Here is a 20,170-nt window from a genome sequence, read left to right as displayed (position 1 = left end):
AATAATCAATAAAAGAAATAGCCCGATATTATTAGGAGGAAGTGAGCATATGCTAAAAATTTTTGGCAAAGGTAAAAAAAGAAAAAAGTACGAAGATTACGATGAGTATGATGACGAAGATTACGACGATGAAGATTATGATGATGATGACGACTATGATGACGACGAAGATTATGATGATGACGACTACGACGATGACGACGAAGATTATGATGATGATGATGACGACTATGATGACGACGAAGATTATGATGATGATGACGACTACGATGATGACGAAGATTATGATGATGACGACTACGATGACGAAGATTATGACGATGAAGATGACGAAGAAGATAACCGTTCGTTATTCTCTTTGAAGAAGAAAAAACAAAAACCAGCACCAAGAAAACCAAAACCAAAGAAAAAAAGACCACCAGTTAATGAGGTCATTGATGATGAAGAACTAGAAGAGCTTCAAGAAGAAAATGAACAACTTCAAGGTGAACTTAGAGAGTTAAAAGCGGAACTACGCAAGAGCAAGAGAGAAATTACTCAATTGCAAAATGAAGTAGACGCTGCACGTCAAACAAGTGAAGCTCTGGAAAATGAATTATCAATGGTACAAGCTGTACCAAAAGACTATGATGCTCGTATGGCTGAGCTTGAACAAGTGAAAAGTAAATACAATACTTTGTTACGTGAAAGCAATCGTCAAATCGATGAGACTGATTTAAATCGTAAAAAAGCAGAGCGTTTTGCTAATAAAATTAGACAGTATGAACAAGAGCTATTAGCGAAACAAGAAGAAATTGATAAACTTTCAGAAGATCGTATTGTGATTATGGCATCAGATACGCCAACTGACACGGGTGCTTATGAAGAACTAGCAAAAGTTCGTCAAGAGCTTGAAACAGCTAAGCGTCAATTAGCACAAAAAACGATAGATGTTGATCAACAATTATCTAAAGAAGATATTGGTGAAGTATTGTTGGAAGCGAAGAAACAAGCGAAAGAAATAATTAATCAGGCAAATCAGCGTGCACAACTAATCAACGAAGAGACAAAGAGAAAAGCTGGTGTCTTAAAACGTTTAGAACGTGCAGAACAAGAATACCAAAACTATTACAAACGCATCAAGGATGTTAAGGAAGAATCAGAACAAGCCTTCAATCAAATCATCAACTTGGTGAAAGAAGATCCATACCAATAAAAAAGAGAGGACACAAGATGAAAAAAAGAAATCTAAACAGTAAAAAAATGCGATTATTAAGTGTAGGGTTGCTTACTTCAAGTGCTGTCCTTTCTGTTACCGATGTTCAACCGATTGTTGCTAAAGAAATCGATCATAAAGCAACAGAAGGTTCTGAAAAACAAGAAGATGTTAAAATTTTATCTTCAACTAAGGAACATGAAACAACAGAAAGTACGGTAGAAGGAATAGAAACCAGCTCTTCTGTTGAGAGCAGTTCGACTTCTACAACGGAAGAATCTACCGAAGAGACGAGCAGTGAATCAACTAGTACAACGGATGATACTAGTTCTACACAAGATACAACTGAATCAACAAGTTCGTCTAGCACGTCGTCGTCATCAACTGATTCCACAACGAGCAGTACGACAAGCAGCTCGACGAGCACGTCAAGTTCAACGACAACGCCGTCAAAACCAAAACCAAAGCCAAAACCAAAACCGCAGCCAAGTAGACCGTCAAGACCTAATACAACTCCGCCGGCACAATCAGGTTCAGTGCAGCAGCCTAGCAGGCCGAACACGAACATAGGAAACGTGACTGGCAGTCATACTGGAAGCAACAGCCCATCTGGGTCAGATCAGGTATTTCATATTAGCCCTAATTTAACAACCAAAAGTTTTGTTAAAGTTATCGGTGAAGATGCCCGTGCAATTGCTGGTGAGAACAATTTATATGCATCAGTTATGATTGCTCAGGCAATCCTGGAAAGTGCTTCTGGAAATAGCGCCTTAGCTTCTGCACCGAATTATAATTTATTTGGGATCAAAGGCAGCTATGAAGGAGCAAGTGCTAACTTCCTTACGAGTGAAGACAATGGTTCTGGAAGCATGTTTACGATTCGTTCTAATTTTAGAAAGTACCCATCGTATAAAGAATCCTTAGGTGATTATGTTAAGCTTCTTAGAGGTGGTACAGATTACAGTAACGCTTTTTACAGCGGAACGTGGAAAACGAATACGAAATCATACAAAGATGCTACCAAGTTTCTAACAGGGCGTTATGCAACAGACACTAGTTATAATTCAAAACTAAATGGTTTGATCGATGCATATAATTTAACCCAATATGACACCCTGAAAGATAAAAAGAACAGTAAAAAAGCTAAAAAGATCACTTTAAATACAAAGTTTGATAAGATTGAAAAGAAAGATGCTCAAAAAGATCAAGCGATTGAATTATTGACGCATACAGTGAAAAAAGGCGAATCACTTAAATCAATCAGTGATTTGTATAATATTTCGACACTAGCTATTTTGGAAAAAAATCAATTAGATCGACGAATGCTGTTTATTGGTCAAAAATTAAGTATTCCAAGACAGCAAGAAGAAATGACTACTATGCCAAAAGAAGCAGCAGTAGATCGTTCGTTGGAGATGGTTCAAAAGTTATCTAATGCTTTTACAGGCAAAGAGACAACTTCTTCATCAACAAAAAATGAATCAAAAACAGCAACAGCTGATAAGAAAATAGCTAGCAAAAAAGCGACAAAAGAAACTAGCGAAACAAAAGCAACAAAATCGACAAGTGAAACAAAAGTTGCCAAAGCGACAAAAGAAACAAGTGAAACAACAACTAAAGATTATAAAGTGAGCGCAACTCGTAAAAAAACCAAAGAAACATATGAAGTCAAAAAAGGAGATACTTTAGCGAGTATTTCTAAAAAGACTGGTATCTCAGTTTGGTCGTTAAAAGAGTGGAACGACTTAGATCAGTATTTCTTAACAGAAGGTCAGCAACTTATCTTAGGGCCAGTTTATGATCTGCAATCATAAAAAACAAGAAAGGAGAACGGTTTAATGAATGATTATTTTGATGTGTTTTTTCATCAACGGGAAATCCCATTCACTACAGGGACCGTTCTCTACCAAAAAGATAGTGTAGAAGAAATGGTTGAAGCGTGTGAAGCACTCTATGAACGCTCAACTGGAGATTTCCTTACTTTTCGAGAAAGCGATGAACTTTCCCGAAAAGTAATTTCTTCATCTATAAAAAAACATGTGGAAATTCAGTTTTTTCATGCTCAATTGAATTGGGATGTTCTATTGGAAGAATTAGAAGAGTTGTTTCCTCAGTTTGTTTGGACAAAGATAGTTGAAGAAATAGATGGTTCTTTTAGTACATATTTGTGTGAATTGATTCCTGTTTCATTTGATTCAGAAGAAGAACCAGTTCAGTTTTCAGTTTTAGTTAGCCTTGAACAAATGGGCTATTCAAAAGATAAATCAGTCAGCAGTATTTTAGAAGCAAGACTTCTTTCGGACTTTCGGGAAGAAGAAGAGTTACCCTTATCTGGTGAGACACTTAGCTTTCCTGTAGAAATGTCTATAGAAGAGAATGTTGAAGAAAAAAACTTCAAGAGCCCTTTTTTTGAGGACAGTGAATTCGAAGACGAGGAAACATTGGAACCTGAACCTTTGGAAGAAGTTCGATCAATTACTCCTGTTCGTTCAGAAGAAAGTGAAGTCCTCTTTTTAAAAGAAAGTTTGAAAAGAGAAAAAGCGTCAAAGGAACGTGTGCGGGTAGCAAAAGAAAAATTGGAGCACGAGCTGCTCGCCATAGAAAACAGTTTACTCGTTAGCGGGTTAAAACGATTCAAAAAGCATCAAAAATCATCTATTGATGAAGAAGACTGGTATAAACCTGTACGGATTGATTTAATTCAATATGATGATTTATATAAAAAAGCGAAATTTATTGAGCAATCATGGCGTTTGAACCGTCAATTAGTAACGATTACTGAAAAGATGACGTTTACTAAAAATCAATGGGTCTATGAACGAGCACGTATTGAAAAAATTAAGAATAGTGTATCTGAAATGGACTTACAATCTATGATGGAACAATGTCATTTGATCAATGAACGTGTTAAAATTCGACCTGGTTTTCTATTTTTTAAACCACGAGTGAAATTATATCAAATTGATTATGAACAATTAGAAAAGATTAGTTCGTTTTTTGATATCATTCAAACTGAAAATAGGTTGTTAGAATCGGTGATTGAACAAAAAGATTTTGATGCATAGGTTAAATAAATAAAAAAGAAGTGCTTAATTAGTATAAGTGCTTCTTTTTTTTGCGATTTTTAGCATGTGAAGGGATAAAATGAGTGTTAATTAATGTGTTAAAATGGAAAAATTTTCCCAAAAAATTCTCCGAAGTAATAAAAATCATACGAAAATTGTTGTAACAATTCCAGTATTTTGTAATATTACATTCGTTATGAAAAATATAGGATGAAAATTTCAGAAAAAATAATGATTTCTCCCGTTGAAAAATGTAAGTCAAAACGCCGTACGAACAAGTGTTTTTCTAGCCTTTTTTACAAGCTGTTACTCAACAAAAATACTCGTAACGAATTGTCATGACATTTTCACCTATGAAATATTTTTAGATGTTAAAGTATGCAAAGTCGATAAACAAACGACAAAATATTTTTTTACAAAGGAGAAACAACATTGAAATCACTTAAAACGATTTTATTAGCAACAACTTTGACTGCAGGATTTGGCATTTTTATGGGAGCAACTGACGCACACGCTGATAGCTTATATACAGTAAAATCTGGAGATACATTATCTACTATTTCTCACCAATTCAATGGAGACAATAGTTTGATCGATTTAATCGCTAAAGACAATAATATTTCGAATATAAATATGATCTTCGAAGGAGAAGAACTAGTGATCCGTACGACTGGAGAGGCACCTCAAAAACCAGCTTCAGTACAAACTCCTGTACAGGAAACAACTACACCTGTTGTAGAAGAGGCTACTCCAACGGCATCAAGTGCTGTAACCACGTCTTCTGCAAAAGAATGGATTGCACAAAAAGAATCTAGCGGTTCATACAATGCTACAAACGGTAAATACATCGGTAGATACCAATTAGACGCTTCATATTTAAATGGTGATTATTCAGAAGCTAACCAAGAACGTGTAGCAGATAGCTATGTAGCGGGACGCTATGGCTCATGGGAAGCAGCTCAAGCTTTCTGGGTTGCTAATGGTTGGTATTAAGCCGAATAGAAGCTTAGAATAAGCAACATAGTTAAACCAAAAGAAGACAGGAGAAAAGTGGTTAGTTATAAGAAGCAAGCTAAAATTTGCGAAATGTACTCATAAATTTTTGTGAATTCCAACTTATTTCTAAACGTGGTGCTTTTCTCTCACCGTTTATTAAGCTATAGAGAGCTGGACAAAACTGATTTTTAGTTTAGTCTAGCTCTTTTTTTGTGTTTAGAAGATAAAATGATCCTAGACGCCACTGTGGAATCAAGTGAAATAAAAAAGCTCTTTATATGTACAGAAACTAGGAAATGAAAGAATAGTACGGCTCTGTACGACCTACTTAAAAAAAGCAAAACAGTAGAGTAGCGACCACAGCAAAAAAAACATAAATAATAGGATAAAAGCAAATGGTTTTCAAAGTTTTAATCAAGAACGAGACGTTGTTTTCGAATCATTGAAATAGCAGAACCTTATACGATGGACTATCATGGTTTTAATGTTGGATGAGTTAATAGCGTTCTTTATAATATATGACCATTTGTCGAGTGTTATGAGAGCCTTTGTTAATAAGTACAAAAAAACTACTAGTAAGTAATTAAATGTGAGGAGGTTTTTATTATCTGTTGCTAAGATAAGATTTAACCACTTGTGTTATATGATTAAGTATAGAAAAATATAGAAATTTTGGAAGATAGTTCATATCTTCTTTTTTTTTTTCATTTTTTCAGGTATAGTTTTAATTATTTTAAAGGGATGTCTAAAAAAAATAAAATTTACACTATTTTTTTAAGAATAAGATAAGCATTTTCTTTATACTAGATAATAGGAGCGGATACAAAAAATCCTGTTCTAAGTAAGAACAGGAAACGAAAATGACGCGGAAAAGAAAAAATGATATTTTTCAGGCTTTATCCATTTTTTGAATGTTATATTATTTGCAGAATGATGTCAACTATATTTTTTATATCTTTAAAATATATGAAATATGTATTTTATATCTCTTTTTTCAGTATAACTCATTTGTCTAAAAAGTAAATATCAAATTTTTTAGTAATTTCTGAATAAAATGAGAAAAACCCTATTTCTTTTTCGCCGTCACATTAGCCGTCAACTATTTTTTATGAAAGGAAGATTATTTTGGCTCGAAAAGGTGAGAATATTTATAAACGAAAAGATCGACGTTGGGAAGGGAGATATGTAAAGGGGAGAAAGGTTAATGGACGCATTCATTATGGTTATGTTTATGGTCAGACATATAAAGAAGTGAAACAAAAATTAACGATTAAAAAAGCAACAATATTTTCTGGTCAAGAAAAATATGAACAATTTTACGGAACCCTCAATAATTGGCTAGATTACTGGTTGGAAAAAGTTATTAGTACAAAAGTAAAACCGGGAACCTTTGATAGCTATAAAAGTAAAATTGATTGTCATGTTCGACCAACAATTGGGGAAATTCGCTTAAGTGAGTTGAATTCTAGCCATATTAATCAATTTATTCATGAAACAAATAAAAAAATATCAACAAATTCACTACATTCAGTATTTAGAGTGTTGAAAACCTCATTAAAATATGCAGAAAAACTTCATTTTATTCGAAGTTCAATCTACGAAAATATTGAACTTCCAAAAGTGAGGAGAACCAGGATAACTAATATTTCTCAGTTTGAACATACGCTATTGATAAAAGAAGCAAGACAATCACATGATGGCTTGGCTATTTTGATATCTTTAGAGACGGGTATGAGAATTGGCGAAATTGCAGGGTTAAAATGGGAAGATGTCGATTTTAAAAATAAAGTATTGACTGTCAAACGAACTCTTCAGAGGGTAAAAACACACATAGACAGTGAGAAGAAAACGCAAATTATTGAAGAAAAACCAAAATCAGACTCTTCGGAACGAAGAATTCCTTTATCTTCGGATTTATTGGAACAACTACAAAATAAAAAACAAAAAAGTAGTAGTGTTTATGTTGTTTCTCAAAATCATAGTTATACGGAACCGCGTACAATTCGCTATCAATTTAAAAGACTACTAAAAAAATTGGAACTAGCTGAATGTACTTTCCATGCGTTGAGGCATTCTTTTGCGACTCGTTGCTTAGAAAAAGGAATAAATATTGCTGTAATCAGTTCATTATTGGGGCATGCTTCAATCAAAATGACCCTTGATGTTTACACGAATTCAAACTTAACTGAAGAGAGAATAGCAGTGGAAGCAGTGGCTGCTATCTAATATGGAATTACGATTTAGCCGTCAGAATCGCCGTCACAGGAAATTAAAAACGTTGCTACTATTAGGCTTATGCAATGATTTCCTGTTCTTACTTAGAACGAGAAAGTTCTAAGGTAACTACAAAAAGAATAATTATAGTAATTTTACTATAAATTTGAATAAAAGAATATTTTTAACTACTGAGCATTTTTATTCATAAGTTTTAGCGTAAAACGAAAAGGAAATCAAAAAATAGGGAAGAAATCACTATAAAGTATAAGGAGGAAGAACATGTTTAACATAGCTCTTGTAAGTAGTATCAAGGATAGCCAATCATGCTACGTAGCAGCTTTAAAAGAAGAGAAATGTTCGATTCATTCTCTGAACTCAGATGAACTAGATGCAAGTATTGAAAAAATGGATGCAGTAATAATTACAGAATCAGGACTGGAAGAAATTGGTCTAACGTGCGAGTTGATTATTAAAGTAAGAAATTTGACAAATCGTTTTATCTGGATTTTATCTCATGAGTCAACGAAGATTAATCGAATCATTCATCTTCAACTAGGAGCAGACGGAACCTTTGATAATCGAACAGAGTCAGACGAATTTTGCTTATATATTATGAATACTCTTGAAAGAAGATCAAATAAAAAGAAACAAGAAGTTATAAGTAGTAATAACAATCATTTGACAAGTGGAGTGGAATCTCCTGTGATAAGTTTGATCCCTAATAATTTTTCTGTAAATATCGAAGGAAGAGGTGAAGTTGCTTTAACTAGGTTGGAATTTAAAGTTTTACAGTTATTGATTCATCATCAAGGCGAAGCAATTTCATATGAAGAACTTTATAAAAATGTATGGGGAGAAGAAAAAGGAGATAAGAAATATCGTGTAGCGAATCTGATTTTTCATTTAAGAAAAAAATTAGAAGATGATTCTTTAAAACCTAAATATATTCGAACGATTCGTTCAAGAGGGTATATGTTATCTAGTTGATAGTAGTTATAACAGTTCTTAATTTAGTTTCTATTTTTTCAGCTAGTCTTTCTTCATTGAATGAAAGGATTAGCTGGAAAAATTGAAATAGATGTGTCGTGATATTCGACACACTTATTTTTGAGGAAAGGAGGAAAAGTAGTGAAAGTCAATAAGAAAATTCTTTTTATCAGTTCGGTAAGTATATTGCTTGGTATTGTTCTTTTTGGTGTAATTAAGGATTCTTCTGCTATTAAAGCAAATGAGTCTTCAAATACAGTTAACTCTAACAAACAAACTTCTGCATCGTCTAGTGATAAACAAATTTTGTCCAATCAGTTACTGAATACAAAGAATTCAGTTGATTTGGAAGCACAAGATAAAAGTGTGAAAAACTATGTTGTACCTTTTGCAGTATTACCTACGCCAGTAAATCAAAAAGATGTTGCCAATTGGACTGATTTGATTGCAGCTTTAAGAGATACAACGATTGATAGGATAAATATTACTGCTAATTTTACCTCTGGAGCAGCATTACCAGCAGTCAATAGAGAACTAGTGATTAATGGAAATAATCATGTGATTGGTTTTGGGGCAAGGTATTTTGATATTGGTGCAACTGGGAAAATAACAATTTCTGATCTTGAATATACAGGAACCAATTATTTAGCTTCTGGAAGTGGCATACTTGTTTTAACAAACAAAATAAGCTCATCAGCTGGAAATAGTTCTGTACTTGCAAATATGAATGGCGCAACGGTGATCTTTGATAATGTTGATTTGTATTTTGATTCAACGTCATCAACTGGGGCCGTGGCTGCTAAAACTTTTTTAATCACTAATCAGTCAAAAGTTGATAGTAACTCTGAACGGTTTTACCAAATTACAGCTACCTCAAATACCGGGGCTACTTTTATTGTAGATAAACAATCAAAAGTATTGCTTTCAAGTATGAAAGGTACTGGTACTGGTAACCGTGGACAACCCATTCAAGCAACTAGACAATTAGACATGACAGTTGAGGGTGCTGGAACTGAGTTGAAAATCAGAGGGAATGGTAGGCAAAATGTTGACTACACAGGTTTAATCAATATTGATGCAGATGCTTCAACTATCACTGTAGAGAATGAAGCCATCTTAGATATTTATACAGAAAATACTTCTGGTATAAATATGCAAAGCTTAGGTGGCATGTTTAATGTTAAAAACAAATCCTTATTGAACATCCGTCAAACCGGAGACAACAATTACGAGCGAGCTGCAATGATTCGTTTTAGACTGCGAGGAAATATGCAGTTTAATATCGAAGGTCAATCAGAAATCAAAATGGTAAAAGAAAGCGGATCAGCCCCAGGTATTCGAATGTACGGTGGAGGAAATGCTATCAATGTATCAGGAGGATCAGATTTCACGTTAGTAAATCGTGGGACAGGAACACCAATTGATCCAGGAGGAAACGGAGGAAATCAGGGGATTCTTTATACAAATGGTAGTGCAACTCCAGACTCATTTGTAGTCAAAGATGAAGATTCATCCGTCGATATCCAAGCAACAAATGGTGCAGCAATTGATGCAAGAGGACTCAATATGTCTATAGTAGCAGGTACGGGAACGTATTTTGTCGCTCGTGGGCAAACAAGAACAGCGGGTACCGGGATTTTTAATGCAGGGAACCTAAAAGCAGATTTTGCTGCAATGAAATATTTTGATTTTGTAAATACAAGACCTGGTGGAGGATTAGTTTTCGATACAAGTTCAGGCTCAACTTTTCAAAGCTTGCATTCTGATATTTCAGTGTGGGTCGTTGGTGTAAATAATATAGCAGGTAATCCAATGCGTTCTTTTGTATCTGCGAATATTGTTTTAACAGGTGCTAATTTTGGAACAATAGGTAGTGGAACAGATGCAGAAGTTCTTGATGGGTTTAACAAAGATGGTGGTATGCCAAAATACACTCGTTTAAATGGGAATAATCAAAAAGCTGTTGTAGACGAGTTACGGGTGCCGACAAATGCCGATAAATATATCTTTGGACATGCAGGAATTCCAGAAGGAAAACATGATAGTAACCGTGATGCATTTACTGGGGAAGTTTCCGTTGTTGTTGGTGTATACGATGAAAATGACACACTATTATACAAAACTACAGGAACAATTGTTGAAGATTCTACTGGCTCGGGAAAAATTTCTGTTTATGGCGATGATGCACGAGGCGGTATATTTAAATTAGATACTGAAGCAAAAGAGACTTTCCTTAAAACGGGACAAAAAATAAAAGTTCTTGAAGCGTGGCGAGGAAATAAAGACACAGGAAAAGTGCATATTAGTGAGGAAAAAGATTTAACTGCTCCTAATCGAAGTGTTTTAGACGTCACTCCGCCAATTCCAACAAAATTAACAGATGCCAAACTGAATAACGCAACAAAAGTTCTTTCAGGAACAGGTGCTGAAGTTGGTGGAAGTGTGTTTATTTATTATGACTCAGGTGATAATAATATTGGGACATTACTTGGAAGTGTGGCTGTTGGAATAGATGGAACTTGGAGCTTTAATTTACCTCAATATGTGGATAAGACTAAAGAATTAAGTGTGTATTTGAAAGATAAAGCTGGTAAACATACAGCTGCCCAGTTGATTCCAAGTAATCCGGAAGATCCTAACAGTACAAAAGTTTATGACCAAATTGGATTAATCAAACCACCGGTAACTAACGTTGAAGACGGTAATATCAATCCTTACAAGGATCTATCTTACCATGATGCTGTGTTCACAGGTGTTGCTAAATATGAGGTAGCGGATGTTCTGCCAACTGCGGCATTGAAAAAAACAACTGCCACATATCGTGAAGGCGTCAAAGTAGCTAATACCCAAGTTGGCGATACAGTCTTATATACATTGACAGCAACAAACTCTAAAGATGCAGCCGTTCAAACGAATTGGAAGAATATCGTAATTAAAGATGCCTTGCCAGAGGAGTTGATATTTGATGCAGCTAAAGCCGAAGTTACGATTGGTGGAAATCCTGCACAAACAAATCAATATTCTTATGAAAATGGCGTGTTATCTTTTAAAGTGGGAGAGTTAAAAACACAAGAGTCAGTCGTTGTTACTTTTAAAGTGACGGTCGCTGAAACAGCGGTGGATAAAGAAATTTTTAACGAAGCTACAGTGACAGGCGATTCTCCAAGAGAAGTGCCGTTTGTTGCTGGACCGAACGATCCTAATGCGTTATTTGAACAAGTAACAGCTAAATCGGAGCGTGTAGGTTTAGATGGAGGAAAAGTCTTTGGTGTTTTATCTCTGTCGTCAGCACCTTCAGTCATTGATTTTGGTTTGAAAAAAACTGGAAGTTATGGTCAATTTTCAGCGGAAAAACCAGTGTATGACCAACCACTAATCGTCAGTGATAGTCGAGCAAGTATCACTGATTGGGAATTAACAGCAAAAGTAATCAAAGTGATGGAATCAGAAGACGATTCTTCTTATAAACTGCCAGAAGCCATTGTTTATAAAAAAGGAACGTCTGAATCTGTGCTGAAACTGGATGAGCCAAACGTCATCGCCACTTCTGGGGATCTCTCTGCTGCTCGAGGCAGTTATGATGTGAGTGAAGAAGAATGGGCGAAAAAAGGAAATGGATTCAAAATGATGCTTCAACCTAATCAATATAGAAAATTAGGGGAGTATACTGCAACAATTGAATTTACCTTAAGTGCCGTACGATAACAATGGAGGGATAGAATGAAAACAAAAAAAGTCACATATTTACTTGTATCTTCCATTGTTTGGTTAGCCTTGCTCATACAACCATTTCAAACAGTTAATGCACAAGAAGGCGCAAATGGTGGCGGTGCTGTTCAAACGAACGGAGAAATTGGATTTTATAAAGGCGATTCTGTTCCAGAATCTTCGACATCCAGTTCTACATCGACAGCTAGGGAGGAAGTCGCTGCTCCGAATAAACCCAAAGGTAGGTATCCTTCGACAGGTGAGCTAGTGAAAACAAGCTTGTCTATCACTGGTGCTGTACTCATTGTGATTGTATTCTTATGGTTGTTATTCAAGCGTAAAAAAAAGGAGGCAGAAGAATGAAACGATCAATGATCCGATTGTTGCTGTTAGTTTCATTAAGCACAGTAACAATTCTTCTAACAACTGAAAAAAGTTACGCTGAAGAGAATGGCCGAAGCAATGGGCATATTACGTTTACGGGGGAGTATGACAGTGTAGGAATCCGAGATCCTGAAAAACCAGCTCAAGTGGCAGATCCTGGAGAGAGTCCTAGTACTTCAGGGAAACTTAGAATTGATTTTGTTCCTCAATTGAACTTTACCAGTGTAAATAAAGTCTCAGATAAAGACATGGTTTATGCGGTGAATGCACAGTTGTTTCGTGATGATACGGCTGCACGTGGAAATTTTGTTCAAGTCTCTGATTATCGTGGAGTAGCTTTAGGTTGGACCTTACAATTGAGACAAGAGACACAATTTCAAAATTCTCAAACAGCGAACAGTCAATTAGATGGTGCCTTTTTATCTTTAGATAAATCTTGGGTCAATTCAACGATGGAACAAGCAATGGCACCAAGCGTTTCAAAAGAAGTGATTCGTTTGGACAATATTGGTGCAACATATAATTTAGCAGAAGCAAAACCAGGCGCAGGTGCCGGTACGTGGTCGATTTCTTTTGGTGCTTCAAGTGAAAATCCAGCAGCGATGCCGAATACTTTAACACCTAAGAAAGACCCAAACGACAAACCTATGCTAGATGAAAAATATGCTAGTAAACAAATGCACGAAAATAGTGCACTTACTTTATCTGTACCGGGGACAACAAAAAAAGATCCGGTCACTTACTCAACGGTGTTAACTTGGATATTAGCCGAGTTGCCATAAATAAAACATACATTATTAGGAGGAAATACAAATGAAATTAACACACAAATTATGCGGCGCAGCTCTAGTAGCGGCAGCAGGAGTAGCGTTAGCTGCACCAAATACAACAAAAGCGGTAGATAACACAAAAACTGGTACTGGACACATTGAATTTACTTTTGATACAGGGACTACAGGTGTTATCCCAACAGATCCAGGTGTTACTGATGGAACAACAATTACAAACTTACCAAGCGTAACAAACCCAGGTGTATTTGGTATTATCGCTGTAACACCACTTGAGTTTAAATCTCATGATGTTTTAACAGCAACAAACAAACGTGACTACAATGCAGATCTTTTCCATGCAAATTCTGTAGATCCAAATCCAGAAAAAGGAACAGCAGCATTTGATGTACAAAACTTTGTGAAGTACCAAGACTTACGTACGCAAGAAAAGCACGCATACAAATTATCAGCAACATTATCACAAAACTTCAAAACTGCTGGTGAAAAGGGTGTAGAACTTAAAGGCGCAAACATTACGTATAAAAATGTCCATGTTACTCAAACAGGTGCATCTGAATTAGATCCTAACGGCGTCAACACTGCTGGTGGAAACATTGACTCTGCATCATCTAATACAGTTGATTTCATTACGAATACAGGTGTTGATGGTGTTGGATACGGTCAATTTGAATTAAACTTTGGAGACAAAACTACTGGAGCGGAATCAGTAACATTGAACATTCCAAAAACATCTGCAGTAGGTGCTGGTGATTACAATGCTGTAATTACTTGGACATTATCTGAAACAGTTTAATCTACAAACAAATAATGAGAAGGGTTCGCCGGTTCAACGAACCGGGAACCTTCTTTTATAAAAAGAAAGAAGGGTCCATAAAAGTATGAAAAGACGAATAACACTAATAGTTACCATGATTTTATACATAGCAGGAATCAGTTATTTCACAGGGGTACCCACATATGCAGACGATACTTCTGTCAAACAAGGGGAAGGCGGAAGCCCGCTAGGATTTACCTATAAAGTCATTCAGCCAGAGAATCAACAAAATAAAGAAGTAGGCTATTTTGATTTAAAAATGGCACCAGAACAAAAGCAAACAGTCCAAATTGAATTGTCAAATGACTCAGAAAATCCAGTAGAAGTTATCGTTTCATTAAATGGTGCAAAAACAAACGGAAATGGTGTCATTGAGTATGGACCAAGTAAGATTGATAATGATAAGTCTTTAAAATATGATTTTGTAGATATTGTTAAAGGCCCAGAATCGGTAACCGTGCCAGGAAAAAGTACTCTTCCTTTGGAACTCACAATTACAATGCCAAAAGCTGGTTATGATGGTGTAATTTCAGGTGGTATCCAGATGAAAAAAAAAGCGGATGAAAAAGCTAGAAAAGAGCAGAAGGGTGTAATCAATGAATATGCCTTTATGGTCGGGATGTTATTAACAGAAAGCGATAAAGTAGTGGAGCCAAATTTACAACTGAACAGTGTTTATGCTGGAATGAATAATTATCGTAACAGTGTCTTTGTTAACTTTTCAAATATTGAAGCGACGTACTTAGAAGGTTTAACTGTTGAAGCCCAAGTGATGCCAAAAGATGCTGACACGGTGCTTTATGATACAAAGAAAGCGAACATGCGTGTAGCACCAAATAGTTTAGTTGACTTTCCCATTTCCATGAACGGTGAAAAAATGGTTGCAGGAGACTATCGTGCAAAGATCGCAGCAACCTCAGGTGAGCGCAAATGGAACTGGGAACAAGAGTTTACAATCACAGATGAAGAAGCAGATAAATATAATAAACAAGACGTAGAGTTGGTCCAAGAAGAAGGGATTAATTGGACGTTAGTAGCAATTGGTGTAGGTGGCGCATTAGTCATTATCTTGATTGTTTTTGTGGTTGTTCGTTTAGTTCGTAAAAAGCAAGAAGCAAAGAAAAAAGCTGCGCGTAAGAGAAAAAAAAATAATAAGGTCCAGAAGGATTAAAGGAGTAGAAAAGGAGGAGAAGTATGAGTGTTTTAGACTGGTCATTCGTTGTTTTACTATCCGCCGGACTTCTCTTTTTCCTATTTGCATGTATTTTTGTGTTCAATTTTTTACGTACGGCGCGAAAATATAAGCTGACAAAAAAGAAACGGCCTCCGAAGAATAAAAAGAAGAGGCGAGTGTTTTTACGATTACGTAAACAATTAGAAAAGAAGAGGAAAAGGCAACTTTTGTGGAGTGTTATATTTGTTTTATCAGCAGGCGTAACATTAATTAGTGGTTTTTATTCTCGTGATTATCAGCAAAATCATCTACAAGGAGAAGACTCTGAAGCACTAGTTCAAAGTTATTATTTGTTGGAAGATGCGAAAATTCAGATCAAACATATACAAGCAGGAGAAAATCCGCAAAAATCAATCAAGAACCTTCAAGAAATCACTTCTCGTCTAGCCAGTTACGGGGCACGTAAATCTTCTTTTAATTTAAAAGAAGATGGGCAAACATTGTTGAATAGACACTATAAACTTTTAAGAGAAGTAGGGGTTAATCTGAATAGCCAGACTGTAGAAAATCTACAAGATACAGAAACAGCAGACTCCTATTTAAAAGATATTGATAAAGCACAAGACAACCAAAGCAAAGTCTTTAAGCGATTCAGTGTCAACGAGGGAGCTTTGAAAAAGAAAAAATAAGCATGGCGATCAGAGGTGCTGAAGATGAATACAAAGAAGCAGCGATTGTCTAAAGGTAACAACAAACAAGTGACAGAGGTAAAGAAAAAAAAGCAAAACGGAACATCAGTAAAAAAAGTAAAACATAAGAAAAATAAACAGGGTGTAAAAAAATATAGGCCGCAAAAACAAAAGGCTATACGTCAAAAAAAGAAATACAAAAAAACAAGTAGGAAAAAAAGAAAGCAACGGGTATTAATCAAAGAAATATTAGTTACTAGCGTTATTTCTATACTGGTTTTAAGTATTCTTTTTATTCTGAACGTTCAATTACCAAATGTAGAAGGGTATTCTATGACGCCGACTATCAATGATCAAGATTGGCTTTTTGTGTCTAAAAGAAGTGAAATTCGAAGATTTAGTTTGATCTCTTTTGATAGTCCTGATAAAGATGGAAGCATGATTCGTCGGGTCATTGGCCTTCCAGGTGATGAGCTTTATTATCAAAATGGGAGTTTGTTTATAAATGGATCAGAAATTCCAGAACGATTTTTATCTACATCGTTATCAGAAGTTTCAGAAGACCCGCAAACGGTCGATTTCACTCTAGAAGAAGTGACTAAAGTTGCTTATGTGCCTGAAGATAGTTATTTTGTCTTGGGAGATAACCGATTATATGCAACTGATAGTCGCTATTTTGGATTTATTAAGAAAAAAGAGATCACTGGTGTGGTAAAAGCAAGAATTTTTCCGATTCATGCTATGCGTCAGTTTTGACAAGATTTGAGGAATAGGAAATGAACGAGCAAAAAAAGTATTCTAGTAAAAAAAGAGCTGCCAAAAAAAACAAGGTTCAGGCTAAAAAATCGGTCAAAAAAGGCAATAAAAAGCGAACCTCCTCTTCAAAAATAAAAAATAAATCACTGAAGAAACAGATAGTTGCTCTAAAAAAAAGAACTACTTGGAAAAAAATAGGGCATGATTTTTTTCAGTCCTTTAAACAAAAAGAGACAATTTGGCTGTTGGTATTATTAGCAGCTATTACTTTTTTTTTCTTGAGATTTTCAACACATCAAGTGGATGGTCAATCAATGGAGCCGACATTTCAAACGAAAGACCGTATTTTGATTTCTCAAAACAGTGAACCTAGTCGATATGCAGTAGTCACATTTGAACCGAAAGGCAAGAAAAATGAATCATATGTAAAACGGATCATTGGTATGCCAGGAGACCGCATTCAATTAATGGGAAATGCATTGTTTTTATTGCCGAAAGAAAATGAAAGTAAGGATAAAGTCGATCTAACGAAAGATGTACCAGATGGAACGATTAAAGTAATCGTGTCAGCAGCTGTTATGAAACAGTTGCTTCAATATGAGCGGATTCCAGAAAATCAGTATTTTGTTCAAGGGGATAATCGCCTTCATTCAGATGACAGTCGAGTTTTCGGATTGATTGACGAAGCTCAGATTGAGGGGATCGTTATTTATCGCTATTATCCTTTTTCTAAGATTGGAACAGTACACTGAGTAGAGTCAAAGAAAGAGAGAAACTTAAATGAAAAAAATTCGAGAATTTATGACAAAGTACTATCCGGCGATGTTTTTGAGCTTTGGTATACCTGTAGTATTGATGATTATTGCCTATTATTCTATTGGGATTTATCCAGGGAGTGAGCGGAGCATTTTAGCAACAGATTCGTTTGCTCAATATGCTAATTTTCATGCTAGCTTTAATAATGTCCTCCACGGAAAACAAAGCATCTTTTATACTTGGTCGGGATCATTAGGGTTAAATTACTGGGCATTGTCAGCGTATTATCTGAATGGGATTTTCACTCCCTTGGTTGGATTTTTCAATAATGAAACAATGCCAGATACTATTTACTACCTTACATTATTGAAATTTGGTTTTAGCGGACTGACTTTTTGGTTCTTTGCGGAGCATACGTTTAAGATTAATCGCTGGCTGAAAGTGGGGCTAAGTATTTCTTATGCTTTGATGTCTTATGCAGTGGGTTATTCTGTAGTCATCATGTGGTTGGATACCTTTGTCTATTTACCTCTGATTATTTGGGGAATCCATCGCTTGTTTGAACAGAAAAAACCTGCTCTCTTGTTTGTCAGTTATCTGTTATTATTCCTATCAAATTTTTACATAGGATTTATGGTAGGTGTTTTTACATTTTTATATACAGTGATTCGAACGCTCTGTCATTGGAAACAATATAAGAGGCATTTTCTATCTTATATAGGGACTTCGTTTTTAGCGGGCGGCGCATCAATGATTACTGTGTTACCAACCGTGATTGATTTGCGTGCAAATGGTGAAAGTTTAAGCTCGGTGTATACTTTTTTAACACCAGATACTGGACCTTGGGATTTTGTTGCAAAGAGTATGGTAGGTGTTTACGATACCTCTAAATATGAAAGCATGCCATTTATTTATATTGGTTTAGTCCCATTGATTTTTTGTGTGTATTATTTTTTTAGTAAAAAGATTACTTGGAAAGACAAACTAGGCTATGGCAGTTTATTTCTATTTTTGATTGCTAGTATCTATATTTATCCGCTAAATTTGTTTTGGCATGGTTTTCATGTGCCGAATATGTTTTTATTCCGTTTTAGTTTTCTGTTCTCCTTTTTAATGATTTTACTGGCTGGTTATGGACTGGAACAGTTTGAAAAAGTGGAAAGTAATCGTTTGGTGAATGGTGTACTAAGCATTTGCGGGGTGTTTTTGTTATTTGTTTTGTTTTCCAATAAAAAACGTTACGACGTGATCACTCTGGAATCTTTGGTTCTAACGATCGCTTTGTTATTAATCTATTTATGTATTTGGTTACTATGGGTTTCACCAACTAAAGTGACAAAGTGGATACCGTTAGTGGTGATTCTCTTAATGATTGTTGAAGCTGGTTTTAATGCTCGGACAATGGTACTAGGTGTTTTAAACGATTGGGGCTATCCTTCACGAGTACTATACACAAAACATTATGATGAAACAAAAGAGTTAGTAGAACAAGCTAATAGAAAAGAAGAGTCATTCTTCCGTTTAGAAAATTTGGACGTAGAATCCTTAAATACCAGTTTCAACTTTGGATTTCATGGGGTATCAATGTTTTCCTCCATTCGCAATCGCCACTCTTCACAATATTTGAATGCGTTAGGCTTTCGCTCTTTAGGAACAAATTTAACGATCGAATATGTGAACAATACATTATTGGCTGATACCTTAGTTGGGATGAAATATAATTTAGCCAAAGATGATTTAATGAAATTTGGGTATAAAAAGATCAGCAGTGTTGGAGAGTATTCTTTATATGAAAATCAGTATGCATTGCCCTTAGGTATTTTAACGGATGATAAAATTTATAAACCAGATGCGGTACAAAATCAGACAGAATTATTCAATCATCTTTCTGGCTTGGAAGGCGAACTGTTCAGTTTTGGAGAGGCAGCTTTGATTGGAAATGAAAATGCCATTGTTACAGAAAATGAAACAGTTACGATTGCAGAAAAAGAGCCGAATTTACCTAAACAAGTTACATGGTTAGTAACCGTACCAGCTAAAACGCAAGGCTATTTAAGTTTGGTAGCAAAAGATATGGCGGAAGCTGTTAGTGTGAAAGTAGATCTGAAAGTAAGCGGTGTTAGCAGAAAAAGCGGGTTGATCAATACTGGACAATATTACAACTTAGGCTACTATGATCAGCCGACAACGGTAGAAGTGACCGCAAGCTTTTCAGAAGGAAAACAAAAAGTAGAGCTCTATCGACCGGATGCTGTATTTCTTAACACAGACCGTTTTGTAAAAGCAGTGGATAAAATGCAGGAAAAAGGAATTGATTTTCAAACAGAGGGGCGCAAAGCAAAAGCAAGTGTTTCGTTAAATAAAGATCAAGTTTTATTAACAACGATTCCTTATGATAAGGGCTGGAAAGTGTTGATCGATGGAAAAAAAGCCGAAGTTACTACATTTAAAGATGCTTTTCTATCCGTAAAAGTACCAGCTGGAAAGCATGATATTGAATTTGTTTTTTTACCACAAGGCTTTGTAGTAGGTGCTAGTTTGTTTGTCATTTGTATAATGCTGTTTACTAGTTATGTTTGGTGGTTACAGAGAAATCAAAGGCAACAAATAAAAGAAAATACAAATGAAATAAAGTGAG

General features: G+C 35.5%; 15 protein-coding genes. All 15 read left to right on the top strand.

Going from position 1 to position 20,170, the window contains the following annotated elements:
• Positions 1–49: 49 nt before the first annotated feature.
• The 15 genes from BCR23_RS10260 to BCR23_RS10190 all read left to right on the top strand — a co-directional run bounded on the left by BCR23_RS10260 (position 50) and on the right by BCR23_RS10190 (position 20,169).
• The gene (locus BCR23_RS10260) at positions 50–1,195 is read left to right on the top strand and encodes a coiled-coil domain-containing protein (protein ID WP_069635409.1); all 1,146 of its coding nucleotides are present in this window, start codon (positions 50–52) and stop codon (positions 1,193–1,195) included.
• A 17-nt stretch (positions 1,196–1,212) separates the two neighbouring features.
• Positions 1,213–3,009, top strand: a complete 1,797-nt coding sequence (locus BCR23_RS10255; protein WP_069635408.1) for a glucosaminidase domain-containing protein — start codon at positions 1,213–1,215, stop codon at positions 3,007–3,009.
• Between the two features lie 24 nt (positions 3,010–3,033).
• Positions 3,034–4,260 carry a hypothetical protein gene (locus BCR23_RS10250; protein WP_069635407.1) on the top strand — a complete coding sequence of 409 codons (1,227 nt, stop codon included), beginning with the start codon at positions 3,034–3,036 and terminating at the stop codon, positions 4,258–4,260.
• Between the two features lie 432 nt (positions 4,261–4,692).
• Positions 4,693–5,253 (top strand): aggregation-promoting factor, encoded by a 561-nt coding sequence (apf, locus tag BCR23_RS10245; RefSeq protein WP_069635406.1) that lies wholly within the window; start codon positions 4,693–4,695, stop codon positions 5,251–5,253.
• A gap of 1,128 nt (positions 5,254–6,381) precedes the next feature.
• A complete protein-coding gene (locus tag BCR23_RS10240) occupies positions 6,382–7,482 on the top strand; it encodes a tyrosine-type recombinase/integrase (protein ID WP_069635405.1) in 1,101 nt (366 codons plus the stop codon).
• Positions 7,483–7,752: 270 nt separating this feature from the next.
• Positions 7,753–8,460 carry a DNA-binding response regulator gene (locus BCR23_RS10235; RefSeq protein ID WP_069635404.1) on the top strand — a complete coding sequence of 236 codons (708 nt, stop codon included), beginning with the start codon at positions 7,753–7,755 and terminating at the stop codon, positions 8,458–8,460.
• A 141-nt stretch (positions 8,461–8,601) separates the two neighbouring features.
• The gene (locus BCR23_RS10230) at positions 8,602–12,165 is read left to right on the top strand and encodes a pectate lyase-like adhesive domain-containing protein (RefSeq protein WP_069635403.1); all 3,564 of its coding nucleotides are present in this window, start codon (positions 8,602–8,604) and stop codon (positions 12,163–12,165) included.
• 15 nt (positions 12,166–12,180) lie between these two features.
• Positions 12,181–12,531, top strand: coding sequence for an LPXTG cell wall anchor domain-containing protein (locus BCR23_RS10225; RefSeq protein WP_069635402.1), 351 nt, complete (start codon positions 12,181–12,183; stop codon positions 12,529–12,531).
• A complete protein-coding gene (locus tag BCR23_RS10220; protein WP_069635401.1) occupies positions 12,528–13,334 on the top strand; it encodes a WxL domain-containing protein in 807 nt (268 codons plus the stop codon). The genes BCR23_RS10225 and BCR23_RS10220 overlap by 4 nt, the downstream gene beginning before the upstream one ends.
• Before the next feature lie 31 nt (positions 13,335–13,365).
• Positions 13,366–14,136: a WxL domain-containing protein gene (locus BCR23_RS10215; protein ID WP_069635400.1), complete on the top strand. Its 771-nt coding sequence runs from the start codon at positions 13,366–13,368 to the stop codon at positions 14,134–14,136.
• Between the two features lie 85 nt (positions 14,137–14,221).
• Positions 14,222–15,328, top strand: a complete 1,107-nt coding sequence (locus tag BCR23_RS10210) for a WxLIP family cell surface protein (RefSeq protein ID WP_069635399.1) — start codon at positions 14,222–14,224, stop codon at positions 15,326–15,328.
• Between the two features lie 23 nt (positions 15,329–15,351).
• Positions 15,352–16,020 (top strand): hypothetical protein, encoded by a 669-nt coding sequence (locus tag BCR23_RS10205; protein WP_069635398.1) that lies wholly within the window; start codon positions 15,352–15,354, stop codon positions 16,018–16,020.
• 24 nt (positions 16,021–16,044) lie between these two features.
• A complete protein-coding gene (lepB, locus tag BCR23_RS10200; RefSeq protein ID WP_069635397.1) occupies positions 16,045–16,776 on the top strand; it encodes a signal peptidase I in 732 nt (243 codons plus the stop codon).
• Positions 16,777–16,796: 20 nt separating this feature from the next.
• Positions 16,797–17,528, top strand: a complete 732-nt coding sequence (gene lepB / locus BCR23_RS10195) for a signal peptidase I (protein WP_083241940.1) — start codon at positions 16,797–16,799, stop codon at positions 17,526–17,528.
• A 28-nt stretch (positions 17,529–17,556) separates the two neighbouring features.
• Positions 17,557–20,169, top strand: a complete 2,613-nt coding sequence (locus BCR23_RS10190) for a YfhO family protein (protein ID WP_069635396.1) — start codon at positions 17,557–17,559, stop codon at positions 20,167–20,169.
• Position 20,170 lies beyond the last annotated feature (1 nt).

Source organism: Enterococcus quebecensis (assembly GCF_001730365.1).
GTDB classification, from domain to species: Bacteria; Bacillota; Bacilli; order Lactobacillales; family Enterococcaceae; genus Enterococcus_L; species Enterococcus_L quebecensis.
This window is presented reverse-complemented; position numbering and strand designations above follow the sequence as displayed.